This window comes from Stenotrophomonas beteli (genome assembly GCF_001431665.1).
Taxonomy (GTDB): domain Bacteria; phylum Pseudomonadota; class Gammaproteobacteria; order Xanthomonadales; family Xanthomonadaceae; genus Stenotrophomonas; species Stenotrophomonas beteli.
Genome location: NZ_LLXV01000049.1, coordinates 53,912 through 71,544, shown reverse-complemented (window position 1 = coordinate 71,544; position 17,633 = coordinate 53,912). Strand labels below are relative to the sequence as shown.

Below are 17,633 nucleotides of genomic sequence, written 5' to 3'. Positions count from 1 at the left end.
ACAGCAGATCACGCCATGCGTGGATGGCTGCTACGGCATCCAGCCCAGCAGCTGCTGCAATCGCTGGTGCGGGTCGTCCATCTGCAGCAGCTGAAGGCGCTGCTGCTCGCTCAGCGGCAGCAGCTCGGCCAACCGCCAGCCGACCCAGCTGGCCTGGTCCAGCAGCGCGGGGGTGGCCGGTGCGTAGGCCTCGCCGGCCTGCTCGATGATGTGACCCAGCACCGTGGCCAGCAGCGCATGCTGCGGCCGTAGTTCATCGTCAGGGTCCTGCTCGCACCAGCGCACGTCGGCCACCACCAGCCCGTTGTCGCGCACGCGGGTACGCTCGACATGGAAACGACGCGTACCGCGCAGGCGCAGCTGCAGCACGCCGTCGGCGCCGACATCGAAGTCTTCGATGCGCACCTGCACGCCATACGCGGCCGGTGTCGCCGGCGCCCCCACTTCCTGGCCGTCGAGGATCAGGCAGACACCAAACCCTTCACCGCTGCGGCCGCTGTCGCGGACCAGGTCCAGGTAGCGGCGCTCGAACACGCGCAGGCCCACCGCCGCCCCCGGTACCAGCGTGGTGTGCAGCGGAAACAGCGGCAGCGATCCGTCGGTGCTCATCGGGCCTGCAGGGCAGCCAGGAAGCGGCGCGGTGCGCCGTCGAAGCCGCCGTTGGACATGAACACCACATGGTCGCCGCGGCGTGCGCTCGATTGCAGCTGCGCCAGCAACGCGTCGGTATCCGGCACGGCATGGGCCTGCCCGCGCACGGCGGCGATCACCGCCGCCGCATCCCAGGCCAGTTCCGGGCGGTGCAGGAACACCACCTCGTCGGCCAACGCCAGCGAAGGCGCCAGCGCCTGTGCATGCGCGCCCAGCCGCATCGAATTGCTGCGGGGTTCCATCGCGACCACGATGCGTGCATCGCCGACCCTGGCACGCAGGCCTTCCAGCGTGGTGGCGATCGCGGTCGGATGATGGGCGAAATCGTCGTAGACGGTGATGCCGTCATGGCTGCCGATCACTTCCATGCGTCGCTTGACGCTGCGGAAGCGCGCCAGGGCCGGGATCACGTCGGCCGGGGCCACGCCCACCGCGTGCGCGGCGGCCAGCGCGGCCAGACCGTTGAGCACGTTGTGGCGGCCCAGCAGCGACCACTGCACATCACCCAGCGGCTGGCCCCGATGATGCACGCGGAACGCGCTGCCATCGGCAGCCAGCAGCTCGGCATGCCATTCCAGCGACGGATCGAAGCCGAACCGCTCGACCGGGGTCCAGCAGCCCATCGCCAGCACTTCGGCCAGGTACTTGTCTTCGCCGTTGACGATCAGGCGGCCACGTGCCGGCACCGTGCGCACCAGGTGGTGGAACTGGCGCTGGATCGCTGCCACGTCCGGGAAGATGTCGGCGTGGTCGTATTCAAGGTTGTTGAGGATGGCCACCAGCGGCCGGTAGTGCACGAACTTGCTGCGCTTGTCGAAGAAGGCCGTATCGTATTCATCGGCCTCGACCACGAACTCGCGGCCCTGGCCCAGGCGTGCGGAAACACCGAAGTCCTCGGCCACGCCGCCGATCAGGAAGCCCGGCGAACGCCCGGCGCTTTCCAACAGCCAGGTGAGGATGGTGGTGGTGGTGGTCTTGCCATGGGTGCCGGCCACGGCCAGCGTGTCACGGCCCGGCAGCACCTGCTCGGACAGCCACTGCGCGCCGGAAATGTAGCGCTGGCCGGCGTCGAGCACCGCTTCCACGGCCGGATTGCCGCGCGACAGTGCGTTGCCGATCACCACCTCGCCGGTACCGGCCGGCACGCTGTCGGCGCGGTAGCCCTGGTCCAGGGTAATGCCCAGCTGCTCGAGCTGGGTCGACATCGGCGGGTAGATGGCCTGGTCGCTGCCACTGACCGCATGGCCCAGTTCCCGCGCCAGGGCGGCCACGCCGCCCATGAAGGTGCCGGCGATTGCAAGGATATGTACGCTGCTCATGACCGAGGATTGTGACCGATGACGGCTGTATAGGGCCAATGTCTGCGCTGGGGTAAGACAACCCCTACACAGGATGTGAGAAAACTCCAATCTTCTGTCAGGGAATTCCCGATAGCGATGTTCTGTGAACCCGGACACAATTCGAACTGCCAGCCGCAGTACCCGAACCGGTCCTACTCCCCAAGAGGCCATCCCCAAGGGAGCTCATGCTGCGGGGCCCTGAGCAAGCCCTCCGCTGGCGCCTATGAACGACACAGGCCTGGTCCTCGCGGACCAGGCCTGTGTTTTTTGCGCCCGAAGGGCCGGCAGTGCACCGGCCCTGCCGGATCAACCCTTGATCGCCGCCAGGATGCGGGCTTCGATCTCGTCCAGCTCGCCCACGCCATCGACGCGGGCCAGGGTGCCACGGCCGGCATAGAAATCGACCACCGGGGCGGTCTGGTCGTTGTAGACCTGCAGGCGCTGACGCACCGCTTCCGGCGTGTCATCGGCGCGGCCCTGCTCCTTGGCACGACCGGCGATGCGCTCGACCAGCAGCTCGGTGGCCACGTCCAGCTGCACCACGGCATCCAGCGGCTGGCCGATCTTGGCCAGCAGGCCGTCCATCGCATTGGCCTGGGCCACATTGCGCGGGTAGCCATCGAGGATGAAGCCCTTGGCGACATCGGCCTGGGTCAGGCGCGACTCGAGCATGCCCAGCAGGATGTCGTCCGACACCAGGTTGCCGGCATCCATCACCGTCTTGGCCTGCTTGCCCAGCTCCGTGCCCGCGGCGATTTCCGCGCGCAGCATGTCACCGGTCGAAATGTGGGCGATACCCAGCTTTTCCTTCAGGCGCGTCGCCTGTGTCCCCTTGCCCGAACCGGGCGGTCCCAACAGAACCAATCGCATTGACCTGACTCCAACGTGTTGAAAACAAAGAAGGTTCGCGTCCCGGACGGTCCGGTATCGCTGCACCGCAATAGCGCCACTTTACCGCATCCGGGTAATGTCCCTGCAACGTCCCCTCCCCCGAGCAGGTAGAAGCATGCGCAACGGTACTCTCCTTTACGCCCAGTCAGGCGGCGTCACTGCGGTCATCAACGCCACGGCGGCGGCGGTGATCGAGCAGGCCCGGGCCAAGGGCATCAAGGTACTGGCCGCCCGCAACGGCATCCTCGGCGCGCTGCGCGAGGAGCTGATCGACACCAGCAGGGAGAGCGCCGCGGCGATCCGCGCCCTGGCCCATACCCCGGGCGGGGCCTTCGGTTCCTGCCGGGTCAAGCTGAAATCGCTGGACGCCGACCGCGCCCGCTATGACCGCCTGCTGGAGGTGCTGCGCGCGCATGACGTGCGCTGGTTCCTCTACAACGGCGGCAACGACTCGGCCGATACCGCGCTGAAGGTCTCGCAGCTGGCCAAGGCCTCCGGTTACGACCTGACCTGCATCGGCGTGCCCAAGACCATCGACAACGACCTGGCGGTGACCGATACCTGCCCCGGCTTCGGCTCGGCGGCCAAGTACACTGCGGTCTCGGTGCGCGAAGCGGCCCTGGACGTCGCGGCAATGGCCGAGACCTCCACCCGCGTCTTCATCTATGAAGCGATGGGCCGACACGCCGGCTGGCTGGCCGCGGCCGCCGGCCTTGCCGGAAACGGCGATGACGAAGCGCCACACATCATCCTGCTGCCCGAGCGTGCCTACGACGAGGCCGCCTTCCTGAGCAAGGTGAAGGCCGTGGTCGAGCGCGTCGGCTACTGCGTGGTGGTGGCATCGGAAGGCATCGCCACGGCCGATGGACGCTTCGTGGCCGACGCCGGCGGCGGCAAGGACTCGTTCGGGCATTCGCAGCTGGGCGGCGTGGCGGCGCATCTGGCCAGCCGGGTCAAGGACCAGCTGGGCCTGAAGGTGCACTGGGCACTGCCCGACTACCTGCAGCGTTCGGCCCGCCATCTGGCCAGCAGGACCGACTGGGAGCAGGCGCAGGCCGTCGGCAAGGCCGCCGTGCAGTTGGCGCTGAAGGGCCAGAACGGGGTGATGCCGGTGATCGTGCGCAGCAGCGATGCGCCCTATCGCTGGAAGATCGAAGCGGCGCCGCTGTCGAAGATCGCCAATCACGAGAAGAAGATGCCGGCCGGCTTCATCCGCCGCGATGGTTTCGGCATCACCGCCAGGGCACGCGCCTACCTGTCGCCGCTGATCAAGGGCGAGGCGCCCCTGCCGTATGGCACCGATGGCCTGCCCAGGTACGTCACCTTGAAGAACGTCGCAGTGAAGCAGAAGCTGCCGCCGTTCGAGGGCTGACCCCTAAAAAGGGGACGGAGGGGATTAAGTCGCATATGCCCCTTCGTGCCCCCGGCGTCAGCGACGGGCCGGATACGACTTAATCCCCTCCGTCCCCTTTTAGTGGAGGTACACCATGGCACTGCGCGTTGTTCGACTGGGTACGCCGCGCGCTCCCGGCGAGGGCCTGCGCATCGGTACCGTGCGGCGCCCGCCGCGCGGCGTACCGCGTAGCGAATTCGCGACACAGGACTGGTACGACGTCTGGTTCCCCACCCTTTCACCCAGCGCGGCGCTGGTGAAGCAGGCCCACGAAGCCAGGACGACGGCTGACTGGACGGCCTTCTTCCGCCGCTACAACGCCGAGATGAAAGCGCCCGATGCCGCGCACGCGCTGGACCTGCTGGCCGCGATGTCGCAGCACAGCGACCTCAGCGTGGGCTGCTACTGCGAAGACGAAGCGCACTGCCACCGCAGGGCGCTGCGCGAGCTGCTGGTGGCGCGTGGGGCCATGCTGGCGGAGTGATCGGCCGGATGCCGGGCAGCGGCCGGCACCACCGCCCGTGGATGACTGCGTGGGCGCAGCGCCGGCGCCATCTCAATTGCAGGCCTTGCCTTCCATCTGCAATTGCGCGGCGAACATCGTCACCTTCGGGATCTGGCCGGCTGCGGCCTGCTTCTTTGCTTCTTCCAGGTAGATCCGCGACTGGCCCTGGCCGTCCAGGGCCTGGCTGTTGTTCACCGGCAGGCGCCAGACGCGCACCACGGCCTGCTGCGCCGGGCATGTGGCGTTGGGCACGCGGATCACGTCATTGAGTTTCCAGCCCTTGTCGGCACTCGGCTGCGCCTTGGTGTAGTCGACGAAGCGCGCGCGCGGCTGGCACTGTTCACTGGTGCGCACGGCAGAGAAGCGATAGGGCTCGGCGGCCTGGCCGGTAAACGCCCCTTCCAGGCGTGCGCAGGCCTCGGGAATCTGCCGCAGCGTGTGCACCGCGCCCACCGCCTGCGGTGCACCGACGGCACGCTGCAGCTCCGGGGTTTCAGCGGCCAATGCCGGCACGGCCGGGACCAGGGCGGCAAGCATCAACAGGGACAGGCGCATGTGGGATCTCCTACGGGACTGTGCGCAGGCTTGCAGAGACTGGCTTAACGGGGCGCAAAGGCCTGATGGTTCTCGAATCGTGCCCATCGCACGGTGGCAGGGCCTGCGCGCTCGTAGAGCGCCAGTCGAGCATGGCTCGACTCTACAAGTGGCGGCACGCATACTGCAGCCACCAGGGAATGCTGAACACCGCCATACGTCGGACGACCGCCAAGGTCGGTACGGGTTGGTTCCAGGCTGCAGCCCGTCGTCCCCCTCGTGGTGCCGTTCATCGCCACTGGATGCCTACATCCATTCTGCGGAGGGGTCTAATGCTGGAACGTCACGGGCTGTCACTGGCGCTGGGCTGCGCCATTCTCGCAATCCTGTTCGGAATCGTCTCGGCGCGCTGGATCCTGCGCCAACCCACCGGCAATGAACGCATGATCGCCATTGCCACCGCGATCCAGGAAGGTGCGCGTGCCTATCTCAACCGCCAGTACCTGACCATCGGCGTGGCCGGCGTGGTGTTGTTCGTGCTGGTCGGTGTGTTCCTCAGCTGGTACACCGCGATCGGCTTCGCGGTCGGCGCGGTGCTGTCCGGCGCGGCCGGCTACATCGGCATGAATGTCTCGGTACGTGCCAATGTGCGCACCGCCGAGGCCGCGCGCAACGGCATCAGCGCGGCGATGGACGTGGCGTTCCGTGGCGGTGCGATCACCGGCATGCTGGTGGTCGGGCTGGGCCTACTGGGCGTGGCCGGCTACTACGCGCTGCTGCTGCGCCTGGGCCTGCCGATGGAACAGGCGCTGCACGCGCTGGTCGGGCTGGCATTCGGTTCGTCGCTGATCTCGATCTTCGCGCGACTGGGCGGCGGCATCTTCACCAAGGGCGCCGATGTCGGCGCCGACCTGGTCGGCAAGGTCGAAGCCGGCATTCCCGAGGATGATCCGCGCAATCCGGCGGTGATCGCCGACAACGTCGGTGACAACGTCGGCGACTGCGCCGGCATGGCCGCCGATCTGTTCGAGACCTATGCGGTCACCGTCATCGCAACGATGCTGCTGGGCAGCCTGATGCTGGCCGAGGCGGGCGCCAACGCGGTGCTGTATCCGCTGGTGCTGGGCGGGGTGTCGATCATCGCCTCGATCATCGGCGCGCTGTTCGTCAAAGTGAAGCCGGGCGGCTCGATCATGGGCGCGCTGTACAAGGGCGTGATCGTCTCCGGCGTGCTGGCCGCCATTGCCTTCTACCCGATCACCACCGGGCTGATGAGTGACAATGTGCATGGACCGATGGCGCTGTACGGCTGTGCGTTGATCGGGCTGGTCCTGACCGGCCTGATCGTGTGGATCACCGAGTACTACACCGGCACCCAGTACAAGCCGGTGCAGCACGTGGCGCAGGCGTCGACCACCGGCCATGGCACCAACATCATTGCTGGCCTTGGCATCTCGATGAAGTCCACCGCGCTGCCCGTGGTTGCGGTCTGCGCGGCCATCTGGGGGGCGTTCGCGCTGGGCGGCCTGTACGGCATCGCCATTGCCGCCACCGCGATGCTGTCGATGGCTGGCATGATCGTCGCCCTCGATGCCTACGGACCGATCACCGACAACGCCGGCGGCATCGCCGAAATGGCCGAGCTGCCCTCGGAGATCCGCGACATCACCGATCCACTGGATGCGGTGGGCAACACCACCAAGGCCGTGACCAAGGGCTACGCCATCGGTTCGGCGGCACTGGCGGCGCTGGTGCTGTTCGCGGACTACACGCATAACCTGCAGGCTGCACATCCCGGGCAGGAATTCCGCTTCGACCTCAGCGACCACACGGTGATCATCGGCCTGCTGATCGGCGGCCTGATTCCCTACCTGTTCGGTGCGATGGCGATGGAGGCGGTCGGTCGTGCGGCCGGCGCGGTGGTAGAGGAAGTGCGCCGACAGTTCCGCGAGATCCCCGGCATCATGCAGGGTACCGGCAAGCCGCAGTACGACAAGGCGGTGGACATGCTGACCCGCTCGGCGATCCGCGAAATGATCGTGCCCTCGCTGCTGCCGGTGGCGGTGCCGGTGGTGGTCGGCCTGCTGCTGGGGCCGCGCGCGCTCGGCGGCCTGCTGATCGGCACCATCGTCACCGGCCTGTTCGTGGCCATCTCGATGACCACCGGCGGCGGCGCCTGGGACAACGCCAAGAAGTACATCGAGGACGGCCACTTCGGCGGCAAGGGCAGCGAAGCGCACAAGGCCGCGGTCACCGGCGATACCGTGGGTGACCCGTACAAGGACACCGCCGGCCCGGCGATCAATCCGTTGATCAAGATCATCAACATCGTGGCGCTGCTGCTGGTACCGCTGTTGTAAGAGCGTCCTGCAGAGCCGAGCATGGGCTCGGCTCTACAAGGTCACCGCCCGCGCAGGAAGAACGACACCGGCACCATCACTTCCACCGGGTCGCCGGCCACTTCGGCCGGCGGCGCCGGTACCGGGCTGGCCCGCTGCACGGTGTCCAGCGTCTCCTGGTCGAGCAGCGCGAAGCCACTGCTGCGGCCCAGTTTCAGCCCCGAGACCGCGCCATCGCGGGCCACGGCAAAGCGCACGTAGACCACGCCCTGCTGGCGCAGCCGCTCGGCCTGGCGCGGATAGCGCCGATGCGTCTGCAGATGCCCGAGCAGGCGCCCTTCCCAGGTTGCCTCGGCGCGGCTGCGTTCGCCGGCCGTGGTCTGCGCTGCGGTGTAGCGTGTGGCCGCGTCGGCCGCCACCTGCGGCGGTGCGCTGGTCTGCGCAACGTTGGCATCGGCAGTATCCGGCGACGGCGCCGGCTCCGGTGCACGCGGCGGAGGCAGCTCGCCCTGCGGCTGCACCGGCGCCTTCATTTGCTCGCGCAGGGCCGGCTTCGGCGCCTGCCGCTGCTGTTGCTGCTGCAGCGGACCGGTGGCGACCTCGCGCGGCGGCACCGGCGGTGCCTGCACCATCGGTGCCAGTTCCAGCATCAGCGCGGCGGGCGGCGCCGTCGCAGCCAGTACCGGTGCGCGCGTCGCCCACCAGCAGGCCGCGCCGATCAGCAGCGCGTGCACCAGCAGCACGATCGCCAGGCTGGTCGCCCAGCGTCGCAATCCGCTCATCGCGCGCCCTGCTCCAGTCCAACCAGTGCCACCTTCAAGTAGCCTGCGCCACGCAGCGCGTCCAGCGTCGCCATCAGTTCACCGTAAGGCACGCGGGTATCGGCACGCAGGAAGATGCGCTGCGCGGTGTCGCCGTGGGTGGCCGCCTGCAATGCAGCCGCCAGCCCGTCACGCGCCACCGCCTGCTCGCCCACGCGCAGCGACAGATCGGCCTGCACGGTCACATACACCGGCGCCTGTTCGGGCGGCGTGGCACTGGCGCTGCTGGCCGGCAGCTGCACCGGCACTGATACGGTAGCCAGCGGTGCGGCTAGCATGAAGATGATCAACAGCACCAGCATCACGTCGATGAAGGGCGTGACGTTGATCTCGTGTGCTTCTTCCGGTGCGTCGTCGCGGTCGGACGCGGTCCTGATCGCCATCGTCGCGCCTCAGTGCACCGCGCGCAGCGGTGCCGCTGCGGCACGCGGCACGGCACGATCAAGATCGCGCGAGACCAGTTGCTGCACGGCGGCCGACAGATCGCCGAGCAGTCCCCGCAGGCCGGCCAGCACACGGCTGAAATGGTTGTAGACCAGTACCGCGGGAATCGCCGCGACCAGGCCGAGCGCTGTCGCCAACAGGGCCTCGGCGATGCCGGGCGCAACCACCGCCAGGCTGGTGGTGTTGCTGTGGGCGATGCCGATGAAACTGTTCATGATGCCCCACACTGTGCCGAACAGGCCGACGAAGGGTGCCACCGCGCCGATGCTGGCGAGCACACCGATGCCGCGCCGCTGCACGCGCGCGGTCTCCAGCTCGATGCGGTCCAGGCGCGATGCAATGCGTTCCTTGATGCCGTCGCGGCTGTCCAGATCCTGCGACAAGCGCAGTTCGGTGCGGGCGGCGTCCAGCATCGTCCGTGCGGTGCCCTGCTGCACACTGGCATCAGCGCTCTCGCCGGGCAGGCTCGGTGCCTGCAGCAACAGCGCGCGCGCCGCGCGCAGCTGCCGGGCCTGGCGAGCCAGCTCCCAGCCCTTGGCCAGCAGCACGGTCCAGGTGGCCAGCGACGCCAGTGCCAGCGCGATCATCACGGCCTTCACCACCACGTCGGCGGCCAGGTACATGCCCCACGGGGTCAATGCGGGGGCGGCCACGGGGGCCAGGTCAGCAGGCAGCATCGTCTCGGTTTCCATCAGCATCAGGGGTCGCTGCGCGACGACGGGCCGCGCGCGGATCATGGGCGTCGTCCACTTCCACGACCGGATGGGGCTCCAGCCGCGGTGCGGGTCGACTGAGCACGTAGCCGGCGCTGACTGCAAAGAACAGGCCCACGCCCAGCAGCAGGCGCCACGACGGGTGTGCGCCCCAGCAGAACAGGGCAAAGCCCACCGCCATGCCGGCACTGGCGAAGGCCTTGCCCTTGCGCGACACCGCGCCCTGCTCGCGCCACAGCCGCAGTGACGGGCCATAGCGCGGATGCGCCAGCAGGCGCTGCTCGAACTTCGGCGAACTGCGCGCGAAGCAGCCGACGGCGAGGATCAGGAAGATGGTGGTCGGCATCACCGGCAGCAACGCGCCGATCACCCCCAGGCCCACCATCAGCCAACCGAGCGCGAACCAGAGCCAGCGCATCAGCGCTGCATCCGCAGGCGCGCGCCGTGCATCAGGCGAATTCCACTTCGACGTGGCCGTGCACGCTGCGGAACGCGGCGTCGGCCGCGTCGATCACCTGCTGCTCCTGCTCGGCACTCAGCGGTACCGCGTCCAGCGCAGCGGTGAACTCACGCCAGTGGCGCGCCGCGCCATCCGGATGCGCGGCCAGGTGGCGGGCACCGAAATCACGGTCCAGGCCGAGCTTGGCGGCCATCTTGTACAGAATGGTGCCGCCCAGGTTGGAGCCCTCAGCCACATACAGCCACCCCAACGCGGCGGGCAGTTCCAGATCGGACGGCAACGCCGCGATGTCGGCCCCCGGCAGCGTCTGCTCCAGATCCTGCAGGTCGCGCGCCACCTGGGTCAGGCGGCGGCGCTCGCCCAGGTCCGGCAGCAGTGCGTCCAGCGCAGGGTTGGCATACAGCGCATCGATGCTGCGGTGGAAGCGATACTGCACGCGCAGGAAACGGGCGAAATTGCTGCGGTCGGCGAAGATGTCGCCGGCCATGATGCGCTTGTCCAGGGCACCGTGGCTGTCGCGGGTGGCGGCCTTGAGCCGCAGGCTGCGGCTGTCTTCAGGGGCGATGTGTGCGTTCATGGGGATGCCAAGGGGGTCGTCCTGCTGTAGACGTTCGCCACGGGGCTTTCCCCAAGGCTATGTGCGCCGATAATGGCGCATCCCTTCTTACCGCAGGAACCGACGATGATCACCACCGAACCGCGCATGACCAACCTGTTCCTGCAGCTGGGCCTGGATGCCAGCGCCGAGGGCATTGCCCGCTTCATCCGCGAGCACCAGCTGGCCACCGATGTCGAAGTGGTCGAAGCACCGTACTGGAACGACGCCCAGCGCCAGTTCCTGTCCGAGTCGCTGCAGGCCGATGCGGCATGGACCACCGTGGTGGATGAGCTGAACGAGTCGCTGCACGAGGATGCAGTGAAGGCGGCGACCGGGCTGTAAGCATGTTACACAGGCCCGATGGGGTCAGAGCCCTTTCCGCAGGAAAGGGATCCGACCCCACAGGCAGATCACCCGTTGGTCAGTACTTCCAGGTCAGCGCCAGGCGCGCGGTGCGGCCCGGGGCTGGCATCACGCCCAGGGCAAGCGGATCCAGGTAGTAGCGGTCGGTCAGGTTGTCCACGCCGGCGTCCACCGACAGCTGCTCGTTGAAGCTCCAGCTGGCAAACAGGTCCACCAGGGTGTTCGGCCGGTACAGCTGCTGGATCGCCGACAGGCCCACGTTCCAGTCCTTGTCCAGCTTGCTGATCGGGCCAGCGTTGTGGACCACGCGGGTGCCGAAGGCCAGGCGCTCGTCGAACAGGCGCGAGCCCAGGGTCAGGTTGACCATGTAGCGCGGCGGGTTCTGCGTGTTGGTGTAGGAGCCTTCGAAGCCGCCGTCCACGCAGTTGGGTGTGCTGGCCAGTTCGTCATTCTTCCGCTGAGCACCATAGGCACGGCGTTCGGCGGCGATGTCCGGCGCGCAGGTCTTGGCCTTGAAGTAGTAGTGCGCGGACAGATCGGCAAACACCTTGCCGCTGTCATAGCTGGACTGGAACTCCATGCCCGAGACCTTGAACTGGTCGACGTTGCGGATCAGGCCCGCCGACAGCGTGCGGTAGTCACGGGTGATCAGGTCGTCGATGCGGGTATCGAAGTACGCCAGCTTCAGCGCCAGGCGGTCGCCGGCGGTGAACAGGTCGTAGCGGAGGGTGCTGGCACCGATTTCCCAGCTGCGCGCGCGCTCCGGCTTCAATTCGCCCACCGGCTTGGCGGCGGTGAACAGGCCCAGCGTGGTCTCGAACAGGCTCGGCAGCTTGGTGCCTTCGGCGTACTTCACGTAGACCAGGGTGTCTTCGCTGAAGCGGTAGGCCACGCTGGCGGTCGGCGAGAACGCGCTGTCGCGACGGCGGATCGGCTGCGACCAGGTCCAGCTGACCGGCACCTCCAGGTCCTGCGCCTTGCCGGCGTCGTAGAAATTCCAGCCCGCGATGTCCGCCACCGTGCCCTTCTTGTACGGCGAAGCCAGCAGCGATTCCTGGGTGAAGTTGCCGTTGGCATCCGGATACCAGTTCAGCAGCGCGATGCGCTTGGCCCGCCACGACGGCAGCGCCGGGTTGCCATTGAGCAGCTCGGTGTAGCGGTACTGGCCCTGCACCTCATAGGCATCAGGCGTGGCCAGGCGGTTGCGGTCATGCACATCCACGCGGTTCCAGCGGCCGCCGGCCAGCAGTTCCCAATGTTCATCGGGCTGCCACTTCAGCGAGGCCACGGCACTGTATTCCTTGCGCTCGGCGTTGCGCAGGAAACGGTTGTTGACCAGGTCATCGTGCATGATCGGGCCGGAACTACCCGGCGCGATGTCCTCGTCGCTGTAGGACAGGCCGTAGTCGAGAGTGAACGCACCGGCACGGGTATCGAACCTGGAGGTGTTGCTGGCATCCAGTCCGAAGCGCTTCTGCCGCAGCGGATTGCGGTAGGCATCCTTGTAGCCGGGGTCGCCACTGAAGCTGGGCGCGTCGTACCACTCGGTACGGCGATCGAAGTACCAGGGGGTGATGCCGGTGAGGCTGTTGTACATCACGCTGTCAGCGTCGGTGTACCAGGCATTGACGCGCAGGTCGACCCACTCGCTGTCCGGATTGAAGCGGTAGCGCAGGCTGTAGCTGTCCATGTCGACATGGCCCGGGTCCCACTGCGGGATACGGTCGCGGTCGACGCGGATGATCTGCGAGGCCATGATCTCGCCGGCGGTGCCTTCGTAGCGGCGATAGCCGGCCTCCAGGGTCTGCGCGTCATCGATGCGCCAGCTACCCTTGAGCAGTGTCGACTTCGAACGCGACGAGGTGTTGAACACTTCGGTGCGCGGCGGATTCAGTGGCGCCAGCGTACGCCGCGTCTGCGGGAAGTCGTCGTAGCCGTGCTTGCCGGAGAAGTAGTTTCCATTGTCGCGGTAGGCGTAGGCAGCCACCAGATCGAAGCGATCCCAGTGCCCCGCAGCGGCTACATTGAAGAACTGGCTGCCGGTGGCGCTGCGATCGTTGCGCGGTGCGGCACTGTAGGACGGCAGGTTGTTGGCACTGGCATTGGCCAGGCCACCGCGCACGCGCACGCCGAAATCACGGCCTTCGCGCAGCACGTCGCCGATCTTCAGCGTTTCCATCTCGACCACGCCGCCGATGCCGCCGGAGGCGTTGGCCTGCAGGCTTGGGCCCTTGGTGATGGTCAGGCTGGAGATCAGGTCCGGGTCGAGGTAGGTGCGCTGTGACTGGCCGGCATAGCCGCGGTAGGTATCCATGCTGGACTGGCCGCCGTCGATGATCACCGGTACGCGGCTCTGGCCCTGGATGCCGCGGATGTTGACGTCAAAGCCGTTGCCCACGCGCGGATCACCGGCGGTGACACCGGCCACACCCTTGACGATGTCGCCGTTGGAGGTGCCGCGGAAACGCTCCAGCTGCGTGCGATTGAGCGTGGTGGTCGAACCGACGCTGCGATAGCTGTCGAGCAGGCGTGCTTCATCACTGGTCGCGCCGCTCCCGACGCGATCGCCGGCCACACTCAGCGTGTCGGTGACGATCACGCCACTGTCGGCCTGCGCCGGGGCGGCCGCTTCCAGGGTGACCGCATCGGCGCTGACGCGGCGCACCGCCAGGCCACTGCCCTGCAACAGCTGCTGCAGTGCCTCGTTGGCCGGCAGGCTGCCATTGACCGCACGCGAGATTACGCCCTGGGCCAGGGTGGCCGGATACACGACCTGCACGCCGGACTGGCGCATATAGCTGCGCAGCGCCTCATCCAGCGGCTGCGCCGGAATGTCGAAGCGCTGCACGGCAGCGTGGTTGCCGGTGGCACTCTGTGCCAGCACTGACGGTGCGGCGCCGGCCAGGCCGGCCGCCAGCAGGGCGATGCACAGGCGGGACGGGCGCGGCATGCGGCCCGGACGATGGAAATCGAACATGGAGAAACCTGTCAGGTAATCGGTGCCGCAGGCGCGGCGTCATCCGCGGCAGACACGGACACGGCGACGTACGTGGCGGCGGCGGGTACGTTCGCGGGGTAAGACGGTTGGGCGCGCGGCAACCCCAAGAGCGATTTGCAGTCGCGATGGGTGCCGACCGGCCGAGGGTCGTGGTGGGTGCCGGTCGTCGGTCGGCTCAGGGACGATCATCCACGCATGGCGTGGATCTACTGCACGATGGCGACGCCGAATGGAAGACGGGTAACCCGAAGACCTGCTGTTGCCGCCAACGCATTCAGCGCCTGCTCCGGGCGATCGATGCGCAATGCGGCACTCACTGCGGGCAGCCGCGACAGGTCACCGCGCACGAAGGTCGGGCCGGCGCGATAGCGCCCCACCCATTGCACGGCATCGGCGACGCTGGCCTGATCCAGCAGCAGCTCGCCCTGGCGCCACGCCCCCACGCTGTCGGCCGCCACACCGGCCAGGCGTGTCACTCCGCTGTGCTCGCCATAGGCCGCACGCTGGCCCGCCTTCAGGTAGGTCCAACCGCCATCGGCCGGGCTGGCCACACGCACCCTGCCCTGCCCGACCTGGGTTTCCACCCGGTCATCGCCGCGCGCGACGGAGAACGCGGTCGAGATGTCCTCGACCACGCCGTTGCCCGCATGCACGCTGAAAGGCCGCTGTGCATCGGCAGTGACGTCAAACCAGGCACGCCCCCGCAGCAGCTCGATCTCGCGTGCATGTGCATCGAAGCGCACGGCAATCGCGCTGTCCGCATCCAGCACCGCGCGACTGCCATCGGGCAGTTGCACGCTCTGCACGACATGCGTGCTGCGATGGTCGGCCTGCAGACGCAACCAGGCCTCGGGCCAGGCAACCAGCGTCGCCAGTGCCGCCGCTGCGGCCATGGCCCAGCGCAGCTGCCGTGGCCGGCAGCGTTCGACCGGCGTGACCTGCGGGCGCGGCCCGACACTGCGCCACAGCGCGCGCTCGTGCTCGAACGCGCGGCGGTGGCCCGGCTGTGCCAGCCAGCGCTCGAACGCCTGCATGCGCGCATCGCTGTGGTCACCCGAGGCCAACCACGCGATCCAGCCCCGGGCCTGTTCGGCCAGGGCATCGTCATTGGCGGCGGGCAGCATGTTCGGCGGGCTCATCGGCTGGCAGACAGGCGCATTCAAGCGCGGGCGGGGGAACTAGACCGCATCCACGGTCCAGTGATCAAGACGTTGCAGCGGCGAACGCTCCCAAGGCGACGTGATCATCGGCCGCTGCGCGCCCACGCCAGTCGTTGCAGCGCGCTGCGCACGTGGTTTTCGATCGTGGTCACCGACACCCCCAAGCGGTGTGCGATCTCGGCCTGGGTCAGGCCCTGCAGGCGGTTGAGCCGGAAGATGGTGCGGGTCGGCTCCGGCAGATGACCGGCCGCATCGAGCACCCGCTGCAGCTCGTCCTGTGCCATCACCTGCTCCTCGGTGGAGATCACCTCGTCCGGCCCCCACAGGTAGTGATCAGCCAGCAGCCGGTTGCGGCGGGTCGATTCACGGCCGTGGTCGGTGGCCAGGTTGGCGGCCAGCCGATACAGATAGGCCCGCGGATTGTCGATCGCCTGGCTGTCATCGACCCCACGGGCCTTGAACCAGACCGCCTGGATCACGTCCTCGGCGCCGTTGTCGCCGCCCAGGATGCGCTGCACCCGGCGCAGCAATGCCGGCCGCTCGCGGATCAGCAGTTCGGTAAGAGTGACGGCATTGGAGGACATGCGCGGAGCCGGGACGACAGACGGAAGGCGCCGCGCATGCTACTCCGTAAATGCGAATCCGTCACGTTCGCATTGATTCCACTGGCTACAGGCAATCGACCAGCGCGTCGTAGGTATTGCCCGTCGTTCCGGGCAGTGGCGCGCGCAATGCGTCGTGGCCGTCCCCTGTTTCCCACGCCTGCAGCAGTGCTTCCAGGCGTGTTCCCGGCGCCAGCGGCAGCACACAGGCGAAGCGCCCACGGTCGACCGTGATCAGGCCACTGGTGTGTACCCGGGTGTCGCTGCCGGCGAAGGTCCACACACACTGGGCCACCACACCCGTGGCCCGTTCCACGGAACAGCGCAGGCGCATGGCCCACAGATTGATGTACTGCCCCTCGCAGAACGTATCGCCACAGACCGCGTCAAAGCCGCGTACCAGTTGCCGCTCGGCGGCCAGGAAGCGCTCGTGGCCGCCGCCCGGGCCGGTGTAATCGCGCGCGTCGACGAACACAGGGGCGGCCTGCGCGGCACTGGCGCACAGCACGCCGCCCAACAGCGCGCCACACATCAGCCCACCTGCACGGAAGCCGCCCATCAGCCCACCCTCCCCTGCGTGCGCAGGCAGTCAGGCAGCCCATCGAACAGGCCATGGTCGAGCCCGGGCAGAGGCGCGGTCAGGCCGCCCGGCGCTTCCAGAGAGGCATAGAACGCTTCAACGGGCACCCCGGGCTGCATTTCAACCGGGCAGACCCAGCTGCCGTTGTCGACCCGCACGTGTCCCGTATCGGGCTGCACCTCCAGCTCGCTGGCGGCCACCACCCAGACACAGCGCTGCACGGTGCCCCGGTGGGCGAGCACGGCGCAGCGGAACTCCATCACCCGGTAGTTGCTGTAATCGCCTTCGCACAAGGTGTCGGCACACCACGCGGCGAATTCACCGGCGACCGCGTCCTCCAGTGCAAAGGCGCGGTCCCATCCGGCCTCGTCGGAGGGATAGTCGATCAGATTGACATGCGCCCCGCGCGCAAGCGCAGGCAACGGCGCCAGCAGCAGCAAGGCCCAACAGCCCAAGCGGTTCCAGTTCATGGCAAGGCTCCTTGGCAAGGACGTCCAGCCTGCCGCAGGGACCGGGTCGAACCCATCGGGAAACCCCGCCCCGCCCGCTCCGCCGGAGGCGGCCGCGCAGGTCGGCGCCGCCCTACCCTGCACGGCGCCCGGCAAAGGCATAAAATGGGGGGCTATCCGTCTATATCCCCACCTGGAGTACCCCATGGGTCTGGAACTCGTCTCGCCCGGCAAGAACCCGCCGGAAGAAATCAACGTCATCATCGAGATCCCGAAGGACTCGGAGCCGGTGAAGTACGAAGTGGACAAGGAAACCGGCGCGATCTTCGTCGACCGCATCCTGTCCACCCCGATGCGCTACCCGTGCAACTACGGCTACGTGCCGAGCACCCTGTGTGGCGACGGTGACCCGGCCGACGTGCTGGTGGTGCTGCCGCTGCCGCTGGTGCCGGGTTCGGTGGTGCGCTGCCGCCCGGTCGGCGTGCTGAAGATGAGCGACGAGGCCGGCAGCGACGAGAAGATCCTGGCGGTGCCGGTGTCGAAGATCTTCAGTGGCTACGCCCATGTCGAAGACATCGCCCAGGTCTCCAGCCACTGGCTGGAGCGCATCGGCCACTTCTTCGAGCACTACAAGGACCTGGAAAAGGGCAAGTGGGTGAAGCTCGATGGCTGGGGCGGCGCCGCCGAGGCCAAGCAGATCCTGGTCGAGGCGCACCAGCGCCATCTGGACAGCAAGGCCTGAGCCTGAACCGGATCGCTCCGGCAGGCCCTGCCGGAGCGATGCGGGTCACG

At 67.9% G+C, this 17,633-nt stretch carries 19 protein-coding genes; 5 read left to right on the top strand and 14 right to left on the bottom strand.

All coding sequences use genetic code 11. The annotated features are described in order from the left end of the window. Window positions 1-30 precede the first annotated feature (30 nt). The 3 genes from ARC23_RS13150 to ARC23_RS13140 form a co-directional block, all read right to left on the bottom strand. Window positions 31-609, bottom strand: a complete 579-nt coding sequence (locus ARC23_RS13150; protein WP_057497610.1) for an LON peptidase substrate-binding domain-containing protein — start codon at window positions 607-609, stop codon at window positions 31-33. Further along, window positions 606-1,970, bottom strand: coding sequence for a UDP-N-acetylmuramate:L-alanyl-gamma-D-glutamyl-meso-diaminopimelate ligase (gene mpl, locus ARC23_RS13145; RefSeq protein WP_057497609.1), 1,365 nt, complete (start codon window positions 1,968-1,970; stop codon window positions 606-608). The genes ARC23_RS13150 and mpl overlap by 4 nt, the downstream gene beginning before the upstream one ends. 327 nt (window positions 1,971-2,297) lie before the next feature. Next, on the bottom strand, window positions 2,298-2,861 hold the full coding sequence (locus ARC23_RS13140; RefSeq protein ID WP_032128385.1) for an adenylate kinase: 564 nt from the start codon (window positions 2,859-2,861) through the stop codon (window positions 2,298-2,300). A 136-nt stretch (window positions 2,862-2,997) separates the two neighbouring features. On the opposite strand from ARC23_RS13140, the gene ARC23_RS13135 reads away from it, so the two are divergent. Together ARC23_RS13135 and ARC23_RS13130 are read left to right on the top strand one after the other, a co-directional pair. After that, window positions 2,998-4,254, top strand: a complete 1,257-nt coding sequence (locus tag ARC23_RS13135) for a 6-phosphofructokinase (protein WP_057497608.1) — start codon at window positions 2,998-3,000, stop codon at window positions 4,252-4,254. Between the two features lie 115 nt (window positions 4,255-4,369). Beyond that, complete coding sequence (locus tag ARC23_RS13130) at window positions 4,370-4,759, top strand: DUF488 domain-containing protein (protein ID WP_057497607.1); 390 nt, start codon at window positions 4,370-4,372, stop codon at window positions 4,757-4,759. A 72-nt stretch (window positions 4,760-4,831) separates the two neighbouring features. Here ARC23_RS13130 and ARC23_RS13125 read toward each other — a convergent pair whose 3' ends face one another. Further along, entirely contained in the window at window positions 4,832-5,335 is a 504-nt protein-coding gene (locus ARC23_RS13125) for a hypothetical protein (protein ID WP_057497606.1), read from the bottom strand. A 311-nt stretch (window positions 5,336-5,646) separates the two neighbouring features. Here ARC23_RS13125 and ARC23_RS13120 point away from each other — a divergent pair, with 311 nt between their 5' ends. Then, window positions 5,647-7,674: a sodium-translocating pyrophosphatase gene (locus tag ARC23_RS13120; RefSeq protein WP_057497605.1), complete on the top strand. Its 2,028-nt coding sequence runs from the start codon at window positions 5,647-5,649 to the stop codon at window positions 7,672-7,674. 41 nt (window positions 7,675-7,715) lie between these two features. On the opposite strand, the gene ARC23_RS13115 is transcribed toward ARC23_RS13120, so the two are convergent. The 5 genes from ARC23_RS13115 to ARC23_RS13095 are packed head-to-tail and all read right to left on the bottom strand — an operon-like array spanning window position 7,716 to window position 10,668. After that, window positions 7,716-8,435, bottom strand: coding sequence for an energy transducer TonB (locus tag ARC23_RS13115; protein WP_057497604.1), 720 nt, complete (start codon window positions 8,433-8,435; stop codon window positions 7,716-7,718). Then, window positions 8,432-8,857 (bottom strand): TonB system transport protein ExbD, encoded by a 426-nt coding sequence (gene exbD, locus ARC23_RS13110; protein WP_057497603.1) that lies wholly within the window; start codon window positions 8,855-8,857, stop codon window positions 8,432-8,434. Before exbD ends, ARC23_RS13115 begins: the two co-directional genes overlap by 4 nt. 9 nt (window positions 8,858-8,866) lie before the next feature. Beyond that, window positions 8,867-9,595, bottom strand: coding sequence for a tonB-system energizer ExbB (exbB, locus tag ARC23_RS13105; RefSeq protein WP_057497602.1), 729 nt, complete (start codon window positions 9,593-9,595; stop codon window positions 8,867-8,869). Beyond that, on the bottom strand, window positions 9,582-10,049 hold the full coding sequence (locus ARC23_RS13100; RefSeq protein ID WP_019338794.1) for a YbaN family protein: 468 nt from the start codon (window positions 10,047-10,049) through the stop codon (window positions 9,582-9,584). The genes exbB and ARC23_RS13100 overlap by 14 nt, the downstream gene beginning before the upstream one ends. A 31-nt stretch (window positions 10,050-10,080) precedes the next feature. After that, window positions 10,081-10,668 carry a biliverdin-producing heme oxygenase gene (locus ARC23_RS13095; RefSeq protein ID WP_049400694.1) on the bottom strand — a complete coding sequence of 196 codons (588 nt, stop codon included), beginning with the start codon at window positions 10,666-10,668 and terminating at the stop codon, window positions 10,081-10,083. Between the two features lie 105 nt (window positions 10,669-10,773). Between ARC23_RS13095 and ARC23_RS13090 the strand changes: the two genes are divergently transcribed. Further along, complete coding sequence (locus ARC23_RS13090; RefSeq protein WP_006390068.1) at window positions 10,774-11,031, top strand: DUF2789 domain-containing protein; 258 nt, start codon at window positions 10,774-10,776, stop codon at window positions 11,029-11,031. Window positions 11,032-11,110: 79 nt separating this feature from the next. Here the strand turns inward: ARC23_RS13090 and ARC23_RS13085 are convergent, their stop codons facing one another. The 5 genes from ARC23_RS13085 to ARC23_RS13065 form a co-directional block, all read right to left on the bottom strand. Continuing rightward, on the bottom strand, window positions 11,111-14,029 hold the full coding sequence (locus ARC23_RS13085; RefSeq protein ID WP_057497601.1) for a TonB-dependent receptor: 2,919 nt from the start codon (window positions 14,027-14,029) through the stop codon (window positions 11,111-11,113). A 227-nt stretch (window positions 14,030-14,256) separates the two neighbouring features. After that, window positions 14,257-15,189 (bottom strand): FecR family protein, encoded by a 933-nt coding sequence (locus ARC23_RS13080; RefSeq protein ID WP_057497600.1) that lies wholly within the window; start codon window positions 15,187-15,189, stop codon window positions 14,257-14,259. A gap of 104 nt (window positions 15,190-15,293) precedes the next feature. Further along, the gene (locus tag ARC23_RS13075; protein WP_057497599.1) at window positions 15,294-15,794 is read right to left on the bottom strand and encodes an RNA polymerase sigma factor; all 501 of its coding nucleotides are present in this window, start codon (window positions 15,792-15,794) and stop codon (window positions 15,294-15,296) included. A gap of 85 nt (window positions 15,795-15,879) precedes the next feature. Continuing rightward, a complete protein-coding gene (locus tag ARC23_RS13070; RefSeq protein WP_152985268.1) occupies window positions 15,880-16,344 on the bottom strand; it encodes a hypothetical protein in 465 nt (154 codons plus the stop codon). 26 nt (window positions 16,345-16,370) lie between these two features. After that, entirely contained in the window at window positions 16,371-16,862 is a 492-nt protein-coding gene (locus ARC23_RS13065; protein ID WP_057497597.1) for a hypothetical protein, read from the bottom strand. Between the two features lie 184 nt (window positions 16,863-17,046). Here ARC23_RS13065 and ppa point away from each other — a divergent pair, with 184 nt between their 5' ends. After that, a complete protein-coding gene (ppa, locus tag ARC23_RS13060; RefSeq protein WP_057497596.1) occupies window positions 17,047-17,583 on the top strand; it encodes an inorganic diphosphatase in 537 nt (178 codons plus the stop codon). The last annotated feature ends 50 nt before the right edge of the window (window positions 17,584-17,633 follow it).

Excerpts from the sequence above, each read along its gene's own strand:
- ARC23_RS13120 (WP_057497605.1), top strand. The coding sequence starts at position 5,647 with ATGCTGGAACGTCACGGGCTGTCACTGGCGCTGGGCTGCGCCATTCTC.
- ARC23_RS13095 (WP_049400694.1), bottom strand. The coding sequence starts at position 10,668 with ATGAACGCACACATCGCCCCTGAAGACAGCCGCAGCCTGCGGCTCAAG.
- ARC23_RS13100 (WP_019338794.1), bottom strand. The coding sequence starts at position 10,049 with ATGCGCTGGCTCTGGTTCGCGCTCGGTTGGCTGATGGTGGGCCTGGGG.
- mpl (WP_057497609.1), bottom strand. The coding sequence starts at position 1,970 with ATGAGCAGCGTACATATCCTTGCAATCGCCGGCACCTTCATGGGCGGC.
- ARC23_RS13065 (WP_057497597.1), bottom strand. The coding sequence starts at position 16,862 with ATGAACTGGAACCGCTTGGGCTGTTGGGCCTTGCTGCTGCTGGCGCCG.
- ARC23_RS13090 (WP_006390068.1), top strand. The coding sequence starts at position 10,774 with ATGATCACCACCGAACCGCGCATGACCAACCTGTTCCTGCAGCTGGGC.
- ppa (WP_057497596.1), top strand. The coding sequence starts at position 17,047 with ATGGGTCTGGAACTCGTCTCGCCCGGCAAGAACCCGCCGGAAGAAATC.
- ARC23_RS13080 (WP_057497600.1), bottom strand. The coding sequence starts at position 15,189 with ATGAGCCCGCCGAACATGCTGCCCGCCGCCAATGACGATGCCCTGGCC.
- exbD (WP_057497603.1), bottom strand. The coding sequence starts at position 8,857 with ATGGCGATCAGGACCGCGTCCGACCGCGACGACGCACCGGAAGAAGCA.
- ARC23_RS13125 (WP_057497606.1), bottom strand. The coding sequence starts at position 5,335 with ATGCGCCTGTCCCTGTTGATGCTTGCCGCCCTGGTCCCGGCCGTGCCG.
- ARC23_RS13075 (WP_057497599.1), bottom strand. The coding sequence starts at position 15,794 with ATGTCCTCCAATGCCGTCACTCTTACCGAACTGCTGATCCGCGAGCGG.
- ARC23_RS13135 (WP_057497608.1), top strand. The coding sequence starts at position 2,998 with ATGCGCAACGGTACTCTCCTTTACGCCCAGTCAGGCGGCGTCACTGCG.
- ARC23_RS13085 (WP_057497601.1), bottom strand. The coding sequence starts at position 14,029 with ATGTTCGATTTCCATCGTCCGGGCCGCATGCCGCGCCCGTCCCGCCTG.
- exbB (WP_057497602.1), bottom strand. The coding sequence starts at position 9,595 with ATGCTGCCTGCTGACCTGGCCCCCGTGGCCGCCCCCGCATTGACCCCG.
- ARC23_RS13130 (WP_057497607.1), top strand. The coding sequence starts at position 4,370 with ATGGCACTGCGCGTTGTTCGACTGGGTACGCCGCGCGCTCCCGGCGAG.
- ARC23_RS13070 (WP_152985268.1), bottom strand. The coding sequence starts at position 16,344 with ATGTGTGGCGCGCTGTTGGGCGGCGTGCTGTGCGCCAGTGCCGCGCAG.
- ARC23_RS13115 (WP_057497604.1), bottom strand. The coding sequence starts at position 8,435 with ATGAGCGGATTGCGACGCTGGGCGACCAGCCTGGCGATCGTGCTGCTG.
- ARC23_RS13150 (WP_057497610.1), bottom strand. The coding sequence starts at position 609 with ATGAGCACCGACGGATCGCTGCCGCTGTTTCCGCTGCACACCACGCTG.
- ARC23_RS13140 (WP_032128385.1), bottom strand. The coding sequence starts at position 2,861 with ATGCGATTGGTTCTGTTGGGACCGCCCGGTTCGGGCAAGGGGACACAG.